14 protein-coding genes and 1 riboswitch are annotated in these 16,041 nt (G+C 69.1%); of the genes, 9 read left to right on the plus strand and 5 right to left on the minus strand.

From position 1 onward, the window contains the following. The first annotated feature begins 196 nt into the window (after positions 1 to 196). A complete protein-coding gene (locus ACPEH1_RS14895; protein ID WP_153164899.1) occupies positions 197 to 1,147 on the plus strand; it encodes a Nudix family hydrolase in 951 nt (316 codons plus the stop codon). Here the strand turns inward: ACPEH1_RS14895 and ACPEH1_RS14900 are convergent. Beyond that, positions 1,137 to 1,709, minus strand: coding sequence for a hypothetical protein (locus tag ACPEH1_RS14900; protein ID WP_423715993.1), 573 nt, complete (start codon positions 1,707 to 1,709; stop codon positions 1,137 to 1,139). The genes ACPEH1_RS14895 and ACPEH1_RS14900 overlap by 11 nt on opposite strands. 52 nt (positions 1,710 to 1,761) lie before the next feature. Beyond that, positions 1,762 to 2,589, minus strand: coding sequence for a methylenetetrahydrofolate reductase [NAD(P)H] (gene metF / locus ACPEH1_RS14905; RefSeq protein ID WP_017355284.1), 828 nt, complete (start codon positions 2,587 to 2,589; stop codon positions 1,762 to 1,764). 123 nt (positions 2,590 to 2,712) lie between these two features. Between metF and ACPEH1_RS14910 the strand changes: the two genes are divergently transcribed. From ACPEH1_RS14910 to ACPEH1_RS14935, 6 genes are all read left to right on the plus strand, one after another. Further along, the gene (locus tag ACPEH1_RS14910; protein ID WP_423715994.1) at positions 2,713 to 3,603 is read left to right on the plus strand and encodes a TIGR01777 family oxidoreductase; all 891 of its coding nucleotides are present in this window, start codon (positions 2,713 to 2,715) and stop codon (positions 3,601 to 3,603) included. A 122-nt stretch (positions 3,604 to 3,725) separates the two neighbouring features. Next, positions 3,726 to 4,646, plus strand: coding sequence for an alpha/beta fold hydrolase (locus tag ACPEH1_RS14915; RefSeq protein WP_423715995.1), 921 nt, complete (start codon positions 3,726 to 3,728; stop codon positions 4,644 to 4,646). 26 nt (positions 4,647 to 4,672) lie between these two features. Further along, positions 4,673 to 5,734 carry a sensor histidine kinase gene (locus tag ACPEH1_RS14920; protein ID WP_423715996.1) on the plus strand — a complete coding sequence of 354 codons (1,062 nt, stop codon included), beginning with the start codon at positions 4,673 to 4,675 and terminating at the stop codon, positions 5,732 to 5,734. After that, positions 5,731 to 6,465, plus strand: a complete 735-nt coding sequence (locus ACPEH1_RS14925; RefSeq protein WP_017355280.1) for a LytR/AlgR family response regulator transcription factor — start codon at positions 5,731 to 5,733, stop codon at positions 6,463 to 6,465. Before ACPEH1_RS14920 ends, ACPEH1_RS14925 begins: the two co-directional genes overlap by 4 nt. Positions 6,466 to 6,513: 48 nt before the next feature. After that, complete coding sequence (locus ACPEH1_RS14930; RefSeq protein WP_017355279.1) at positions 6,514 to 7,071, plus strand: DUF3228 family protein; 558 nt, start codon at positions 6,514 to 6,516, stop codon at positions 7,069 to 7,071. An 86-nt stretch (positions 7,072 to 7,157) separates the two neighbouring features. Then, positions 7,158 to 7,784 (plus strand): energy transducer TonB, encoded by a 627-nt coding sequence (locus ACPEH1_RS14935; protein ID WP_423715997.1) that lies wholly within the window; start codon positions 7,158 to 7,160, stop codon positions 7,782 to 7,784. A 7-nt stretch (positions 7,785 to 7,791) separates the two neighbouring features. On the opposite strand, the gene ACPEH1_RS14940 is transcribed toward ACPEH1_RS14935, so the two are convergent. From ACPEH1_RS14940 to ahcY, 3 genes are all read right to left on the minus strand, one after another. Beyond that, positions 7,792 to 8,301, minus strand: coding sequence for a hypothetical protein (locus tag ACPEH1_RS14940; RefSeq protein ID WP_287251444.1), 510 nt, complete (start codon positions 8,299 to 8,301; stop codon positions 7,792 to 7,794). After that, positions 8,298 to 8,771 (minus strand): Cys-tRNA(Pro) deacylase, encoded by a 474-nt coding sequence (gene ybaK, locus ACPEH1_RS14945; RefSeq protein ID WP_017355276.1) that lies wholly within the window; start codon positions 8,769 to 8,771, stop codon positions 8,298 to 8,300. The genes ACPEH1_RS14940 and ybaK overlap by 4 nt, the downstream gene beginning before the upstream one ends. A gap of 147 nt (positions 8,772 to 8,918) precedes the next feature. Next, a complete protein-coding gene (gene ahcY / locus ACPEH1_RS14950) occupies positions 8,919 to 10,364 on the minus strand; it encodes an adenosylhomocysteinase (protein WP_423715998.1) in 1,446 nt (481 codons plus the stop codon). 38 nt (positions 10,365 to 10,402) lie between these two features. Further along, positions 10,403 to 10,490: riboswitch (S-adenosyl-L-homocysteine riboswitch) on the minus strand. A 126-nt stretch (positions 10,491 to 10,616) separates the two neighbouring features. On the opposite strand from ahcY, the gene ACPEH1_RS14955 reads away from it, so the two are divergent. Together ACPEH1_RS14955 and ppc are read left to right on the plus strand one after the other, a co-directional pair. Beyond that, positions 10,617 to 13,142 carry a prolyl oligopeptidase family serine peptidase gene (locus ACPEH1_RS14955; RefSeq protein ID WP_423715999.1) on the plus strand — a complete coding sequence of 842 codons (2,526 nt, stop codon included), beginning with the start codon at positions 10,617 to 10,619 and terminating at the stop codon, positions 13,140 to 13,142. Positions 13,143 to 13,312: 170 nt separating this feature from the next. Next, positions 13,313 to 16,024: a phosphoenolpyruvate carboxylase gene (gene ppc, locus ACPEH1_RS14960; RefSeq protein ID WP_423716000.1), complete on the plus strand. Its 2,712-nt coding sequence runs from the start codon at positions 13,313 to 13,315 to the stop codon at positions 16,022 to 16,024. Positions 16,025 to 16,041: the final 17 nt, after the last annotated feature.

The raw sequence follows: 16,041 nt of genomic DNA on the forward strand, positions 1-16,041 counted from the left end.
CTCGAGCGGGGCTTTTTTTTGGGGTGACGGTTTTCCCCCAACGTGTCCAGGCCAGTGGCGCCCTGTGGACGCGTTGGCGTCCCACGCCTGCCGGGATGACCGCCTCGCGCGCCTCTGACCGTGCGCCACCAGCCCTGGCCATCCATGCGGTCGGCAGCCATTGCGCCAGCCGGCCGGGATTGGGCATCCTGCCTGTATGCCTTCCCCCAAACGATCGATCCATGTCGTGGCCGGCGTCATCACCGACGTCCGTGGCCGCATCCTGCTCAACCGCCGTACCGAGAACAGCGATATGGCCGGCCTGTGGGAGTTCCCTGGCGGCAAGCGCGAGCCGGGCGAGACCTCCGAGCAGGCGCTGGTCCGCGAGCTCCGCGAAGAGCTGGGCATCGAGGCCGAGGTCGGCGCGTGGCTGATGGATGTCCCGCAGGTCTATCCGGACAAGCATCTGCGGCTGGAAGTGCGGCACATCCGCAGTTGGAAGGGCTCCCCGCGCGGCCGTGAAGGCCAGGCCATCACCTGGGTGACCCCGGACAAGCTGTCGCGGTACTCGATGCCCCCGGCCGACCTGCCTGTGGTGGCCGCCCTGCGCCATCCCGACCGCTATCTGGTCACCCCGGAACCCGCTGGCGAGCACGACCATCCGCACTGGCTGCAGCGGCTGGGTGCAGCGTTGGATGCCGGCGTGCGCCGCGTGCATCTGCGCACCCCCGACAGCCCCGCCCGGGCCGCGCTGGCCGAGGCGGCGATCCGGGCCCACGGCAACCGGGCGCAGTGGCTGCTCAACCGCGACATCGCGTTGGCCGGGCGGCTGGGGGTGGGCGTGCACCTGGGCAGCGAGCAGCTCCTGCAGCTGGACGCCCGCCCGCTGCCGGCCGGGCAGCTGGTGGGAGCCTCCTGCCACGACCTGACGCAGCTGCAGGCCGCACAGCGGCTCGGCTGCGACTTCGCGGTGCTGGGGCCGGTGCAGGCCACCCCCAGCCACCCTGGCGCGACACCATTGGGATGGGAGGCCTTCGAGGCCTTGCGGGCGCAGGTCTCGCTGCCGCTGTACGCGCTCGGCGGCCTGGCCCCGGCCGATATCGCCGAGTCGCGTCGCCACGGCGCCCAGGGCATCGCCGCCATCCGCAGCCTGTGGCCTACAGTGTGATCCAGAAACAGCCGTACTGACGCCGTAGCCCGAACACCGTGCGGGCCGGCGTGACCGAGTTGGCCAGGGTCTGCTCCAGGCGCAGGCCGATCGGGCGCGGGCGCGCGACCGGCGCGGGCAGCGGGTCGGTGCTGCCGGGAACCGTGAGGCTGGCCGGCGCTACGTCCACCGCATCGGAGTACACCGGCGCGATATCGATCAACGGGCGCTGCACCACCGTCTCCAGCCGTCCGATGATGTGGTTGGCGGTGGCGTCGGACACGTTGTTCCACAGGTAGATCGAGGACAGCCGGTTGACGTCGCGGGTGCTCACCGCATCGCGGATCTGCCCGGTCAGTTCGCTCAGCCGCCGCGCGCAGCCGGCGCGGAACATGCCGGTGTTGCCGACCTGCGGCACGCGCGCCGGCATTCGTGTGGTGGCACCCAGCGCATCGCAGCTGCGGTCGGTGAACACGGTCTCGCCCTGCGCGGTGGTGCAGCGGTTCACGCGCGACGCCTGTGCCCCGGCCGGCGTGGGGAGGCAGGGCAGGCACGCAAGCAGCAGGAGCACGGTCGTTCGCATCGCTGCAGCGTAGCGGCCGCGCCGTTATCTGCAAGCGATTGAGCGCCGTCGCTCAGCCGCGCAGCAGTTTCAGCACCTGGGTGGTGGGCTTGGCCAGATTGAGGGTGTAGAAGTGCAGGCCCGGCGCGCCGCCGGCCACCAGCCGTTCGCACAGGCTGGCGACCACCTCGGCACCGAAGGCGCGCACCGACTCGGCGTCATCGCCGTAAGCCTGCATGCGCTTGCCGATCCAGCGTGGGATTTCCGCGCCGCACTGTTCGGAGAACCGGCGCAGCTGGCTGAAATTGGAGATCGGCATGATGCCCGGCACGATCGGCACGCTCACCCCCAGCCTGCGTACCGCGTCCACGAAGTGGAAGTAGGCATCGGCATTGAAGAAGTACTGGGTGATCGCCGCATCGGCGCCGGCATCGATCTTGGCCTTGAAGTGCTTCAGGTCCAGCAGCGCGTCGTTGGCCTGCGGGTGCGTTTCGGGGTAGGCGCCGACCTCGATGCGGAACGCGTCGCCATGCTCGGCGCGGATGAAGCTGATCAGCTCGGCGGCATAGCGCAGGTCACCGGGGTGGCCCATGCCCGACGGCAGATCACCGCGCAGTGCGACGATGCGGCGGCATCCGATGGCACGGTACAGCTTGAGCAGTTCGCGGATCTCCTCGCGGCTGCCGCCGACGCAGGACAGGTGCGGGGCCGCCTCGAAGCCGTGGTGCTGGTTGAGGTGGCGCACCGTCTCGGAGGTATAGCTGAGGGTCGAGCCGCCGGCGCCGAACGTACACGAGACGTACTCGGGCGCGAATGCCTTCAGCCTGCTCGCGGTACGGTCGAGCTGGGCGCGCTGCTCGTCGGTCTTGGGCGGGTAGAACTCGAAGCTGATGGCAGTCATGGGCGGGCGCGGCGACGGGGGTGATGCAATCATATCTCTTCATCGCGATGAAAGTGAAGTGAACGCCATGCGCCTTGCACAGGGTCCGGCTTACAGTGGCGGCACTGTCCAGGAGTACCCGCCATGCAGATTCTCATTACCGGTGGCACCGGCTTCATCGGCCGCCGCCTGTGCACGCGGCTGCTGGCCGACGGTCACACGCCCATCGTGCTGACCCGCCGGCCCGGCCGCACCCCGCAGCCGGGCATCCACAGCGTCGGCACGCTGGCCGAGGTCGGCCCGGTCCAGGCGGTGGTCAACCTTGCCGGTGAGCCGCTGATGGACGGACGCTGGAGCGAGGCGCGCAAGCAGGCGCTGCATGACTCCCGGATCGGCACCACACAGGCATTGCTGGCCTGGATGGCGGCGCTGCCGGAGCGGCCGCAGGTACTGGTGTCGGGGTCGGCGATCGGCTGGTACGGCCCGCGCGACAGTACGCCGCTGGACGAAACCGCGTCGCCGGGCCACGACTTCGCGGCGATGCTGTGTCGCCAGTGGGAAGCCGAAGCGTTGAAGGCCGAGGCCCTGGGAGTGCGCACCTGCGTGCTGCGGACCGGCATCGTGCTCGAACGCGAGGGCGGGGCGCTGCAGAAAATGCTGCCGCCGTTCCGGATGGGGCTCGGTGGCCCGATGGGCGATGGCCGGCAGTGGATGAGCTGGATCCATCGTGAGGACCTGGTCGGCATGATCCTGTGGCTGCTCGCCAACGGGCGGGCACGGGGGGCCTACAACGGCACCGCGCCGGGCACGGTCACCAACCGCACCTTCGCCACCACGCTGGGCGAGGTCCTGCAGCGTCCCGCGCGGCTGACCACCCCGGCGTTCGCCCTGCGGCTGGCCTTCGGCGAACGGGCCGGGCTGCTGCTGACCGGCCAGAACGTACAGCCCGCGCACGCGCTGGCCGAGGGCTTCACCTTCCAGCATCCGTCGCTCGCAGGCGCATTGCAGGCAATCCTGGGTGCGCCGGACGATTGAGCCGTGCCGCGTCATCGGTCCCCCGCGACCGCTCACCCGCCGTCTGCGGCCGCTGCTCATCTCACCGCCCCCGCCCGCGTCGACCCGCGCCACGCTGTGTACTCACCCAGCAGGAGCCTGCCATGTCGACCGAACGCCACCGCCCCCTCCGCTCCCTCGCTCCGTGGATCGCGCTCGCGCTGACGGCGTGGGCCGTCCTGGCCCCCCCGGTCCACGCAGCGCCCGCGCGCTTCCAGGATCTGCAGGTCGAGGTGATCGGCAGCGGCCGCCCGGTGCTGATGATCCCCGGCCTCAACAGTGGGGCCGAGGTGTGGCGCGATACCTGCGCCGCACTGCAGCCGCAGGTGCAGTGCCATCTGGTGCAGCTGCCCGGTTTTGCCGGAGCGCCGCCGGTGGCCAGCGATGACTTTCTCATGGCGATGCGCGACCGGCTGCTGGCTTATGCCGCCGCACAGCGGCTGGAGCATCCGGCGGTGATCGGCCACAGCCTGGGCGGTGTGGTGGCCCTGCAGATGGCGATCGAGGCGCCGGACCGGGTCGGGCCATTGGTGATCGTCGATGCCTTGCCCTATCTCGACGCCGTCCGCGATCCGCCCGCGACCCCGGCGCTGCGCAGAGCCGCCGCCGCCCAGGAACGCAGCACCCTGATGGCGGTCGAGGACGCCGCGTACCGCGCCAGCACCGACCGCTTCCTGGCCAGCATGACCCGCTCACCCGAGCACCTGGCCACGCTGCAGCAGTGGGGGCGCGACAGCGACCGGGCCACCACCGCCAATGCGATGTACTCAATGAGCATGACCGACCTGCGCGAGCCGATCGCCGCGATCACCGCGCCGGTGCTGGTGCTCGGTGCGTGGGCGGCCTACCAGCCGTACGGCGCCACGCTCGCGTCCACCCGTGCAACCTTCGCCGGGCAGTACGCACGTCTGCCGTCGGCGCGCATCGAGATGAGCGCCGACGGCTACCACTTCCTGATGTGGGATGATCCGCGCTGGCTGCAGGCACAGGTGCGTCGCTTCCTCGACCTGCCTGCACGCCACTGATCGCCCACGCGGAGAGCTCGACCGGCATGCAGGCAACAGGCGACAACGCGTTCTGGTGGCGCAATGCGGCGGTATGGCTGACCTATCTGGCCGTCAGCACGATGCTCGGCATCGGCTATGTCGGCCAGTGGTCGGGCATGCTGCTGATCTCGGCCAGTGTGGGCGTGGGGCTGTTCCTCGTCAGCGCGGCGATCCGGTTCCATGCGCTGCGCGTCGGCTGGCTGCAGCACGACGCGCTGGCCCTGGGCTGGCGCCTGCTGCTGGCAGTGGTGATCGGCAGCACGCTGGTCCAGGTGGGCACTGCCCTGCTGCTGTTGCCTGCACTGCAGCTGGACTGGGTACGCCTGCCCGGTCAGCGGGCCGATTACCGGCCGTTCGCGCTGTTCGGCTACTGGCTCAACAGCGCGGTGATGCTCGCGGCGTGGTGCGCGCTGTGGGCCGGTCGTCGTGCCCTGCTGCGCGCCCGCGACAGCGAAATGGCGCAGCTGCGGGCAGATGCCCAGCGGGTCACGCTGGAGCACCAGGCACTGCGCGCCCGGCTCAATCCCCATTTCGTCTTCAATGCACTCAACAACCTGCGTGCATTGATCCATGAAGATCCGGTGCGCGCGCGCGACATGGTGACCCACCTGTCGGGCACCTTGCGCCACGCACTGACCCACACCGACGCTGGGTGGGTCGCGTTGGCGGAGGAATGGCGGGTGGTCCAGGACTATCTGGCGGTGGAGGCAATCCATTACGAAGCGCGTCTGCGCGTGCGGGTCGATATCGAGACCGCGGCGCTGGCCGCGCGCCTGCCGCCGATGGCGCTGCAACTGCTGGTGGAAAACGCGATCAAGCACGGCATCGCGGTGACCTGTGGCGGTGGAGATCTGCAGATTGCCGCGCGCCTGGTCGCTGGACAGCTGCACCTGCAGGTACGCAACCCGGTGGGTACCGCTCCGCCCGGTGAAGGACATGGTGTTGGCCTGGCCTACCTGCGTGCGCAGCTGGGCATTGGCGATGGCCAGGCAACATCGGCACAGGGGCGGTTGCAGCTGCTGCGCGAGGGCGATGCCATGCTGGCGCAGCTGGAGGTACGGCAGTGACCGCGCCGTTGCGGGTGCTGGTGGTGGACGATGCGCGGCTGGCGCGGCTGGAACTGCGCACGCTGCTGGCCGGGATCGAGGGCGTGCAGTGGGTGGGCGACGCGGACGACGTACCCGCCGCGCGCGAGGCGATCGCCCGGCTGCATCCGGACCTGGTGCTGCTGGACGTGCAGATGCCGACCGGCAGCGGGTTCGATGTCCTGGAGGGCATCGAGGCCCTTCCTCTGGTGGTGTTCGTCACCGCGTACGACCACTACGCGGTGCGGGCGTTCGAGCGTGATGCGCTGGACTACCTGGTCAAACCGGTCGACGCGACGCGGCTGCAGTCCGCCGTGGCGCGGGCGCAGGCACGGCTGGCGCGTGTCGATGCAGCGGCCGCCGCACCCCGCGATCGGCTGGGTGTGGACGACCAGGTCTTCCTGCGCGACGGCGAGCGCTGCTGGTTCGTGGCCCTGGGCGAGATCCGCCGGATCGTGGTGGACGGCAACTACGCGCGCCTCTGGTTCCGCGACCAGAACGCCGTGCTGGCGCGCAGCCTCACCACGCTGGAAGCACGCATGGACCCGGCGCTGTTCTTCCGCGCCAATCGCACTACGCTGGTCAACCTGAGGCGCATCCGCGCGGTGGAGCCCAGCATCGGCGATGGCTACGATCTGGTGCTCGACGACGGCAGCCAGGTCGAGGTATCGCGCCGGCAGGCGCGCGAACTGCGTGAGCGGATGGCACTGTAGGGGAGGACGTCGCGCTAACCTAAGCGCAGTTTCTCCGCCGAACACACCATGTCCATCGTCCTCACCGAATTCGCCCGACCCCGCCTGTTCCCGCGCGTGCCGCGGGCCAACACCATCCAGGACTGCAGCGCCGAGCAGTTCCAGGCGCACCTCAACGCGCATGCGCCACTGAAGGTGCTGGACGGCTATGCGCCGTTCTGCAAGCTGCATGTGTACGAGAACTGGACCAGTACGCGCTGTCTCACGGTGCCGATCACCGACGCCAACCGCCACCAGCTGCACAGCGCCTACGAGGCACGCAACCGCGACGAACTGCCGGTGCTGGTGCGCTGGTTCGAGGGCGTGGAATCGCCCCGCGCCAACTACCTGGTGGTGATCCTGTACAGCGCCGCGCAACTGGCCAGGGAAGGATCGCCCATCGACGCGGACTGGGGCATCGTCGGCTGCATCTACACCGCCGAGCCGGAGGAGGTGCCGATGGCGCCGATCACCATGATGCGCAATGCGCTGGGGGTGGAAGAGGGCGGCTCGGGCGTGCCGCTGGACCGGGAGGCCTATGCACGCGCGGTGGCATTCTGGGACTGCAATGCCAACTGGCGTCCATGAGCTGCCGGGTGTGAAGCAGTGCCTGTCGCCGGGCTGGCTATCATGGCGACAGGCACAGACAGGGAGCGCAGACAATGCAGGCACGGATGACGGGCGCGATCGCGCTGGGAGCAATGGCCGTGGCGATGTGCGTGCCGGTGCAGGCAGCCGGCGTCAACCGCAATGGCCCGTGCGGCGGATTGACGGACCTGGCGCCCATCCAGGACGCCCAGGTGAACCGCCTGGTCGCGCAGCCGCAGGCCGGGCAGTGTGTCATCCGCATCGAGGCGGACACGGCATCCGCCCTGGAACGCCAGCAACGCATGCTCGAGGCGATCGCACAGATCGCCTGCAAGGGCGCAGTGACGCTGAAGCCGGACCCGCAGGTCGGGCTGGCAGCAGAGGCGACGCTGCCGGCGCGCTGCGCACTGCCTGCCGGCAAGCCGCTGTTGCCGACGGGAGAGCGGTTCTGGGGCCGGCTGCACAACATGTCCTTCCGCTATCCGGCGCAGGCGCAGCGCGATGGACTGCAGGGCCGGACCGTGCTCAGAACACTTGTCGATGGCACCGGACGGGTGAGGGCGGCCGTGCTGGCGACGTCCAGCGGCCATGAGGTTCTCGATGAGGCGGCGGTGGCGCAGACGGCGCCCTGGCGGTTCGAACCGACCCGGCCCGGTCTCGCGGCGCCGGGCATGAGCGTGATGCCCGGTACCGTGAGCTACAACCTGGAGTAGCGCCCGCCTACGCAGGTGGACGTGGGGTCCATTCCCACCACGGCGCGTGGTACTCGCGGTCGGTGCAGCGCCATCCCCGCCCGCATACAGTGCAGGTGGCGTCCAGCGTATCGCCCCAGCCGCCGTCGGCCACGCCGGTGGCGAGGGGCAGCACGTGGCCGCTGGCGACTTCGCGGCCGGGCTGATAATGCATCCAGTGCGGATACAGCTGGCACAGGCATCCACTGCCGTCACGCCAGTGGCGCAGCTTGCGCAGCACGAAGTCCAGTTCGTAGTGTTCGCGGATCCACCTGGGGTCTGTGGTGTAGCGCGCCCGGGCGGACTCCACGTAGGGCAACTGTGCAACCAGGTCGTCCAGCACGCCCGCATCGCGGGTGAGGGCGACGGTGGCGGCCGCCGTGCGCAACCGGCCGTAATCGCCACTGCCCAGCGCCTGCAGCAGGGCAGTGCCTGGGCGACCCTCCTGCAGCGTCGGCAGGGACGCCCCCATCAGGCGCTCGAACAGGCGTCCGATCATGCCGATCTGCCGATCGGTGCATACGCGCCGTGGGTGAGCTGCAGCAGGTCGGCCGGGGCCAGGGCCACTTCCAGACCACGGCGTCCGGCGCTGACGTGCACGGTGGGCAGCGCCGCCGCGCTGGCGTCCACGAAGCTGCGCAGCCGCTTCTTCTGCCCCAGCGGGCTGATCCCGCCCACCAGATAGCCAGTGGCGCGCTGCGCCTCGTCGACCTTGGCCATCCCGCACTTGCGGCAACCGGCTGCCTCGGCCAGCGCCTTCAGATCGAGCGTGCCGCTGACAGGCACGATCGCCACCAGCAGTTCGTGTGTGTCGGTACTGGCGAGCAGGGTCTTGAACACCTGGGCGGGGTCCAGCCCGAGCTGCTGTACCGCTTCGCCACCGTAGGAGTCGGCCGTGGGGTCATGCGTGTAGGACAGCACGCGGTGGGCGATGCCAAGCTTCTTGAGCAGGTTGATGGCCGGGGTCATGGCAGTTCCTTGGAGCCGGGTGCACGTGCATCGTAGCGGTGCTGCGGGGGTGTTGGCTTGACCGAGGCTATCGGGGAAGGCGAGACAAAAAAAACGGGCACCTTGCGGCGCCCGTTTCGTTTCAATGCAACTGGACCGGCAGGCCGATCAGTAGCGGTAATGATCCGGCTTGAACGGACCTTCCACCGGCACGCCGATGTAGTCGGCCTGTTCCTGGGTGAGGGTGGTCAGCTTCACGCCGATCTTCTCCAGGTGCAGGCGGGCCACTTCTTCGTCCAGGTGCTTGGGCAGCAGGTACACCTTCTTCTCGTAGCGGTCCTTGTTCGCCCACAGGTCGATCTGGGCGAGGGTCTGGTTGGCGAACGAGTTGGACATCACAAAGCTCGGGTGGCCGGTGGCGCAGCCCAGGTTCACCAGGCGGCCCTCAGCCAGCAGGAAGATCGCGTTGCCGTTGGGGAACACGTACTTGTCCACCTGCGGCTTGATGTTGATCTGCTGCACGCCCGGGTAGCTGACCAGCGCGTCGACCTGGATCTCGTTGTCGAAGTGGCCGATGTTGCAGACGATGGCCTGGTCCTTCATCGCGCTCAGGTGCTCGATGCGGATGATGTCCTTGTTGCCGGTCGTGGTGACGTACAGATCGGCACGGCCCAGGGTGGATTCGATGGTGTTGACCTCGAAGCCTTCCATCGCGGCCTGCAGGGCGCAGATCGGATCGATCTCGGTGACCACCACGCGGGCGCCGTAGGCGCGCAGCGAGGCGGCACAGCCCTTGCCCACGTCGCCGTAGCCGCACACCACGGCGACCTTGCCGGCCAGCATCACGTCCATCGCGCGCTTGAGCCCGTCGGCCAGCGACTCGCGGCAGCCGTACAGATTGTCGAACTTGCTCTTGGTGACCGAGTCGTTGTCGTTGATCGCCGGGATCAGCAGGGTGCCGGCCGGGGCCAGCTGGTACAGGCGGTGCACGCCGGTGGTGGTCTCTTCGGAGACGCCCTTCCAGTCCTTGACCACACGGCCCCAGTAACCCGGGCGCTCCTTGGCCACGCGCTTGAGCAGGTTCTTGATGACCTGTTCTTCGTGCGAGGCGGCCTTCTCGTCGACCCAGGTGCTGCCGTTCTCGAGTTCATACCCCTTGTGGATCAGCAGGGTGACGTCGCCGCCGTCGTCCACCACCAGCTCCGGGCCGGTCAGGGTGCCGTCGGGCAGGGTGAAGGTCAGCGCGTCCAGGGTGCAGTCCCAGTACTCTTCCAGCGACTCGCCCTTCCAGGCGAACACCGGCGTGCCGGACTTGGCGATCGCCGCGGCGGCATGGTCCTGGGTGGAGAAGATGTTGCACGAGGCCCAGCGCACGTCGGCGCCGATGTCCTTCAGCGTTTCGATCAGCACGGCGGTCTGGATGGTCATGTGCAGCGAGCCGGTCACGCGCACGCCCTTCAGCGGCAGGGTGGCGGCGTGCTTGCGGCGGATCGACATCAGGCCGGGCATTTCGTGCTCGGCGATATCCAGTTCCTTGCGGCCCCAATCGGCCAGCGAGATATCGGCGACCTTGTAGTCGCCTTCGGTCGAGAAGGTCTTGGCAACAGCGTTCATTCGTAAGCTCCGGTAGTTGCGGGTCCGAGGGGACTCGCATTCGCCGGGCGCCGTTGGAACCAATCCTGGCCACCGAGCCTGGCCGGCCGGACAGGGTCCGGAACGGTCGCAGCGCCCCTCGGTGGAGGGTCGCCCATTATATCGCGGCAGGGGCGGTCGGCATGAATCGGTCCCGGCCCCCAACCATCGGCAGGGGGGCGATCGGCGCGCGGCTGTTAAGGTCCAAGGTTTGCACCAACATAGGGATCGAAGATGACACGCAATGATCGCCAGCGCCGCGCGCGCTGGGGCAGCCTGATCGTGGGCATGGCACTGCTTGCGGTGGCCCCGTTGGGTCTGGCCGCGCCCGCTGCCCAGACCCACACCCAGCAGGTGGCGGCCGCCAAGGGCGAGCAGGGCTACGAGCTGCCGTCGGCCGCCCTGCAGGCCGTGGTGGACGCACCGCGTGCGCCGACCCTGAGCCTGTCGCCGCGCCGCGACATCGCGGCCATGCTGCAGACCCCGCCGCTGCCCTCGATCAGCGTTGTCGCCCAGCCCGAACTGAAGCTGGCCGGCCTGCGCATCAACCCGGCCACGCATTCGTCCAGCCGCTTCAGCTTCGGCGACAAGCTGTGGCTGCTGAACGTGGCCGATGGCAGGGAGCGCCAGATCAGCGGCCTGCCGCAGCCGTTGTCGATCGCCACGCTGGCGTGGTCGCCGGACCAGAAGTACCTGGCGTTCAACCAGGTGCACGCCCCCACCGGTGCCAATGAACTGTGGATCGTGGATGTCGCGGCGGGGTCGGCGCGACGCCTGCTTGCCGATCTCAACACGGTGATGGGCGATGGTTACAGCTGGCTGCCCGACAGCCGCGGCCTGCTGGTGATGCAGCAGCTCAAGGGCCAGGGCGCCGCACCGGCCGCCGGCGGCATCCCGACCGGCCCGGCGATCCAGCAGACCGATGCGGATTCGGGCGTGCGCTCGATCCGTACCTACCAGGACCTGCTGAAGAATGAGGCCGATGCGCGCCTGTTCGATTACTACGCCAGCGCGCAGCCGGCACGCGTGGCCCTCAACGGCGAGGCCGCACCGCTGTCCACCGCCGGGGTGTACCTGGATGTGAGCGTGTCGCCGGATGGGCGTCACCTGCTCGCCGAGCGCGTGCTGCGCCCGTACTCCTATCTGGTGCCGGCCGACGATTTCGCCCGCCGCATCGAAGTGCTGTCCGCGCAGGACGGCTCGCTGCAGCACACCGTCAGCACCCTGCCGCTGGTGGAAGGCCTGCCGACCGGCAACGACGCCGTGCCGACCGGTGTGCGCAGCATCAGCTGGCGCGCCGACGCACCGGCCACCCTGGTCTGGGCCGAGGCCCAGGACGGCGGCGATCCGGCTCGCGAGGCCAAGGTGCGCGACGCGGTGCTGATGCAGGCCGCGCCGTTCGACAGGCCGCCGGTCACCGTGGCGCAGCTGGGCAGCCGCTATGCCGGCATCCAGTGGGGCCGTGGTGATCTGGCGCTGCTCAATGAATCGTGGTGGAAGAGCCGCGAGGTGAAGCAGTGGCGGATCGCGCCGGACCAGCCGGACAAGGCGCCGGAACTGCTGTCGGCCCGGTCTTCGCAGGACCGCTACAACGACCCGGGTCGCCCGGCGATGGTGCGCGACGTCAACGGGCGCGCGCGCCTGCAGGTCAGTGCCGATGGCCGCAGCATCTTCCTGATCGGGCAGGGCGCATCGCCGGAAGGCGACCGTCCGTTCGTTGATCGTCTGGACCTGGAGAGCCGGCAGACCACCCGTCTGTTCCACTCACAGGCGCCGTCCTATGCGTTGCCGCAGGCGCTGCTCGACCAGGAAGGCACCTCGCTGCTGCTGACCCGCGAATCGCCTGACGAGCCGTCCAACTTCTACGTGCAGTCGCTGTCCGATGCCAGCGCCGCGCCGCGCGCGTTGACCCGCTTCCAGCACCCGCTGCCGCAGCTGCGTGGGGTGAGCAAGGAGCAGATCCGCTACAAGCGCAACGATGGCGTGGACCTTACCGCGACGCTGATGCTGCCGCCGGGCTACAACGCGAAGAAGGACGGCCCGCTGCCCTTGCTGATGTGGGCCTACCCGGGCGAGTTCAAAACCGCCGCGGCTGCCAGCCAGGTCACCGATTCGCCGTATCGCTTCAACGCGATCAGCTACTGGGGCCCGCAGGCGTTCCTGGCCAAGGGCTATGCGGTGCTGGTCAGCCCGTCGATGCCGATCATCGGCGAAGGTGACAAGGAACCCAACGACACCTACCTGCCGCAGCTGATCGCCAACGCCGAAGCAGCGGTGGATGAAGTGGTGCGCCGTGGCGTGACCGATCGCGATCACATCGCCATCGGCGGCCATTCCTACGGCGCGTTCATGACCGCCAACCTGCTCGCGCACACGCGCCTGTTCAAGGCCGGCATCGCCCGCAGTGGCGCCTACAACCGCACGCTGACCCCGTTCGGTTTCCAGGCCGAGGAGCGCAACTACTGGCAGGCGCAGGACGTCTACCAGAAGATGTCGCCGTTCAACTACGCCGACAGGATCAAGGACCCGATCCTCTTCATCCACGGCGTGGACGACAACAACTCCGGCACGTTCCCGATCCAGAGCGAGCGCATGTTCGCCGCAGTGAAGGGCCTGGGCGGCGACGCACGGCTGGTGATGCTGCCGAACGAATCGCATGCCTACCGCGCGCGCGAATCGATCATGACCATGCTGGCCGAGAGCGAGCGTTGGCTGGAAAAGACCATCGGGCCGGGCAAGCCGATCAAGAAGACGCGCTGACGCCACGGGCAACGGCCGCCGGCCGGTATGGAGCCCGAGGGCAACGTACCGGCCGGTGAATGAAACACAGGATCACGGGAGGTGCCGGCCGCTGGCCGGCACTACCAGATGAAACCATTGTTCTGCGGTAGGCTGGATCGGATTCCGTTCCCGAGGCCAGTGCGTCGCAGATGAACGAGTACCGCAGCAGCATCGTATTTGCCACTCCCGATATTCCCCTGCGCGATGACGTACGCCGGCTTGGCGCACTGGTCGGCGACCTGCTCGCCGAGCAGGTCTCCACGCAGTTCTACGAGGACGTGGAACAGGTGCGCACGCGCGCCATCGCCCGGCGCGAGAGCGACGCCCCCCTGTCCGACCTCAACGATGCACTGACCGGCCTGCCGCCAGAGCGCGCCGAAGCGATGGTCCGGGCGTTCAGCACCTACTTCCAGGTGGTCAACATCGCCGAGCGCGTGCACCGCATCCGCCGCCGTCGCGATTACCAGCGCGCCGGCACCGCCGCGCCGCAGCCGGATGGCCTGCAGGACGCGCTGCAGAAACTCAAGGCGCAGGGCGTGACCCTGGCCGAGCTGGCGGACTGGCTGCCACGCATCGACATCGAGCCGGTGTTCACCGCGCATCCCACCGAAGCGGTTCGCCGCGCGCTGCTGGAAAAAGAGCAGCTGATGGTCGCCAGCCTGGTCGACAACCTGGATGGCCAACGCACGCCGGGCGAAGCCGCCGCCGATGCCGCACGCTTCCGCATGGCGCTGACCGCCTCGTGGCAGACCACCGATTCCTCGCCGGTACGCCCGACCGTGGAGGACGAGCGCGAGCATGTCGGGTTCTATCTGGTGCAGGTGCTGTACCGGGTCATCCCGGTGCTGTACGAATCGCTGCAGCAGGCGTTGCTCGATACCTACGGCGAGGACCTGCCGCTGCCCCGCCTGCTGCGTTTCGGCACCTGGGTGGGCGGCGACATGGACGGCAACCCGAACGTGGATGCCGGCACCATCCGCGCCACGCTCGATGCGCAGCGCCAGGCGGTGCTGGGGCGCTATCAGAAAGACCTGCTGCAGTTGGCCAGCCTGCTCAGCCAGTCCACCGAACGGGTGGCGGTCAGCGATGCGCTGCAGGCACGGGTGGCGCACTACCGGGAGCTGCTGCCGCAGGTCACCTCGCGTCCGCGTCATGCCGACATGCCCTATCGCCTGCTCAATGACCGCATGCGCGCCCGCGTGCAGGCCACCCTCGATGACGCCACAGGTGCGTATGCCTCACCGCAGGCGCTGGAAGACGACCTCACGCTGATCCTGGACAGCCTGCACGCGAACAAGGGCGACCATGCCGGCGGCTTCGCGGTGCGCCGCCTGCTGTGGCGGGTGCGCACCTTCGGCTTCCATCTGGCGCGGCTGGATGTGCGCCAGGAATCGAGCGTGCATGGCCGCGCGCTGGCCAGCGTGCTGGATGGGCAGGAGGCCTGGGACGCCGCCGACGCGGTAGCCCGTGCGGCGCGGCTGGCACCGTTCGCCAGCGGTGAGCAGGCGCTGCCGGCCAGTACCGACGACGGCGGCGCACGCCTGGACGCGGTGTTCGCCGCGTTGGCCGACGCACGCCATCGGCACGGTACCGATGCGCTGGGCAGCTACATCATCTCGATGGCGCACGACCGCAGCGATGTGTTGGCGGTACTGGCGCTGGCGCGGCGCGGCGGTCTGGTGGATGACGCCGGGGCGGTACCGCTCGACATCGCGCCGTTGTTTGAAACGGTCGATGATCTCAAGCGCGGCACCGATACCCTGCGGGACCTGCTGGCCGACCCGGTGTACCGCGCGCACCTGACCGCCCGCGGCGATGTGCAGATGGTGATGCTGGGCTACTCCGACAGCGGCAAGGACGGCGGCATCGCCGCCTCGCGCTGGGGGCTGCAGCGTGCGCAGGTGGAGCTGCTGGAGGTGGCGGCCGACAGCGGCATCCGGCTGACCTTCTTCCACGGTCGCGGCGGGTCGATCAGCCGCGGCGGCGGCAAGACCACCCACGCGGTAGACGCCTCGCCGCGCGGCAGCATCGACGGCCGCCTGCGCGTGACCGAGCAGGGCGAAGTGATCCATCGCAAGTACGGCATCCGCGCGCTGGCGCTGCGTTCGCTGGAGCAGTCCACCGGGGCGGTGCTGCGGTCCAGCCTGCGTCCGCGTGCGCCGGAACCGCGCGAGGCGCAGTGGCGGCCGGTGATGGACCTGGTGGCGGCCAGGAGTGCCGAGGCCTACCGCGCCTTCGTTGGCCAGAAGAATTTCATGCAGTACTTCCGCCAGGCCACGCCGATCGATGTGATCGAACGGATGACGCTGGGCTCGCGCCCGTCGCGGCGGCTGGGCGAGGACGCGGCGCTGTCCAACCTGCGTGCGATTCCGTGGGTCTTCGCCTGGAGCCAGGCGCGGGCGGTGATTCCGGGGTGGTATGGCGTGGGCAGTGGCCTGCAGGCGGCGATCGATGCCGGGCACGAGGCCACGCTGCAGGAGATGGCGCGTGACTGGCCGTTCTTCAGTACCTTCCTGGACGACATCGCGATGGTGCTGTCCAAGGGCGACATCACCATCGCCGAGCAGTTCTCGCGGTTGTCCGGCCCGCTGCACGGGGTGTTCTTCCCGCAGATCCAGCGCGAGCTGGCGCTGACCGGGTCGCTGATCCTGGCGCTGACCGGACAGGACGAACTGCTGCAGCACGACCAGCGCCTGGCGCTGTCGATCCGCCTGCGCAACCCCTACGTTGATCCCATCAGCGTGCTGCAGGTGGACCTGCTGCGTCGCTGGCGCGACAGCGGCGGTGAAGACGACGATGTGCTGCGCGCGCTGGTGGCGTGCGTCAACGGCGTGTCGCAGGGCGTGCAGAACACCGGGTAGGCGAAAGCAGCGCCGGA

Origin of the sequence: Stenotrophomonas sp. NPDC077421, assembly GCF_049545505.1 — a bacterium.
GTDB lineage: Bacteria > Pseudomonadota > Gammaproteobacteria > Xanthomonadales > Xanthomonadaceae > Stenotrophomonas > Stenotrophomonas nematodicola.

Bases quoted from the DNA above. Each gene is read 5' to 3' on its own strand.
- ACPEH1_RS14935 (WP_423715997.1), top strand. From the start codon at position 7,158: ATGACGGGCGCGATCGCGCTGGGAGCAATGGCCGTGGCGATGTGCGTG.
- ACPEH1_RS14900 (WP_423715993.1), bottom strand. From the start codon at position 1,709: ATGCGAACGACCGTGCTCCTGCTGCTTGCGTGCCTGCCCTGCCTCCCC.
- ybaK (WP_017355276.1), bottom strand. From the start codon at position 8,771: ATGACCCCGGCCATCAACCTGCTCAAGAAGCTTGGCATCGCCCACCGC.
- ppc (WP_423716000.1), top strand. From the start codon at position 13,313: ATGAACGAGTACCGCAGCAGCATCGTATTTGCCACTCCCGATATTCCC.
- ACPEH1_RS14955 (WP_423715999.1), top strand. From the start codon at position 10,617: ATGACACGCAATGATCGCCAGCGCCGCGCGCGCTGGGGCAGCCTGATC.
- ACPEH1_RS14915 (WP_423715995.1), top strand. From the start codon at position 3,726: ATGTCGACCGAACGCCACCGCCCCCTCCGCTCCCTCGCTCCGTGGATC.
- ACPEH1_RS14910 (WP_423715994.1), top strand. From the start codon at position 2,713: ATGCAGATTCTCATTACCGGTGGCACCGGCTTCATCGGCCGCCGCCTG.
- ACPEH1_RS14930 (WP_017355279.1), top strand. From the start codon at position 6,514: ATGTCCATCGTCCTCACCGAATTCGCCCGACCCCGCCTGTTCCCGCGC.
- ahcY (WP_423715998.1), bottom strand. From the start codon at position 10,364: ATGAACGCTGTTGCCAAGACCTTCTCGACCGAAGGCGACTACAAGGTC.
- metF (WP_017355284.1), bottom strand. From the start codon at position 2,589: ATGACTGCCATCAGCTTCGAGTTCTACCCGCCCAAGACCGACGAGCAG.
- ACPEH1_RS14895 (WP_153164899.1), top strand. From the start codon at position 197: ATGCCTTCCCCCAAACGATCGATCCATGTCGTGGCCGGCGTCATCACC.
- ACPEH1_RS14940 (WP_287251444.1), bottom strand. From the start codon at position 8,301: ATGATCGGACGCCTGTTCGAGCGCCTGATGGGGGCGTCCCTGCCGACG.
- ACPEH1_RS14920 (WP_423715996.1), top strand. From the start codon at position 4,673: ATGCAGGCAACAGGCGACAACGCGTTCTGGTGGCGCAATGCGGCGGTA.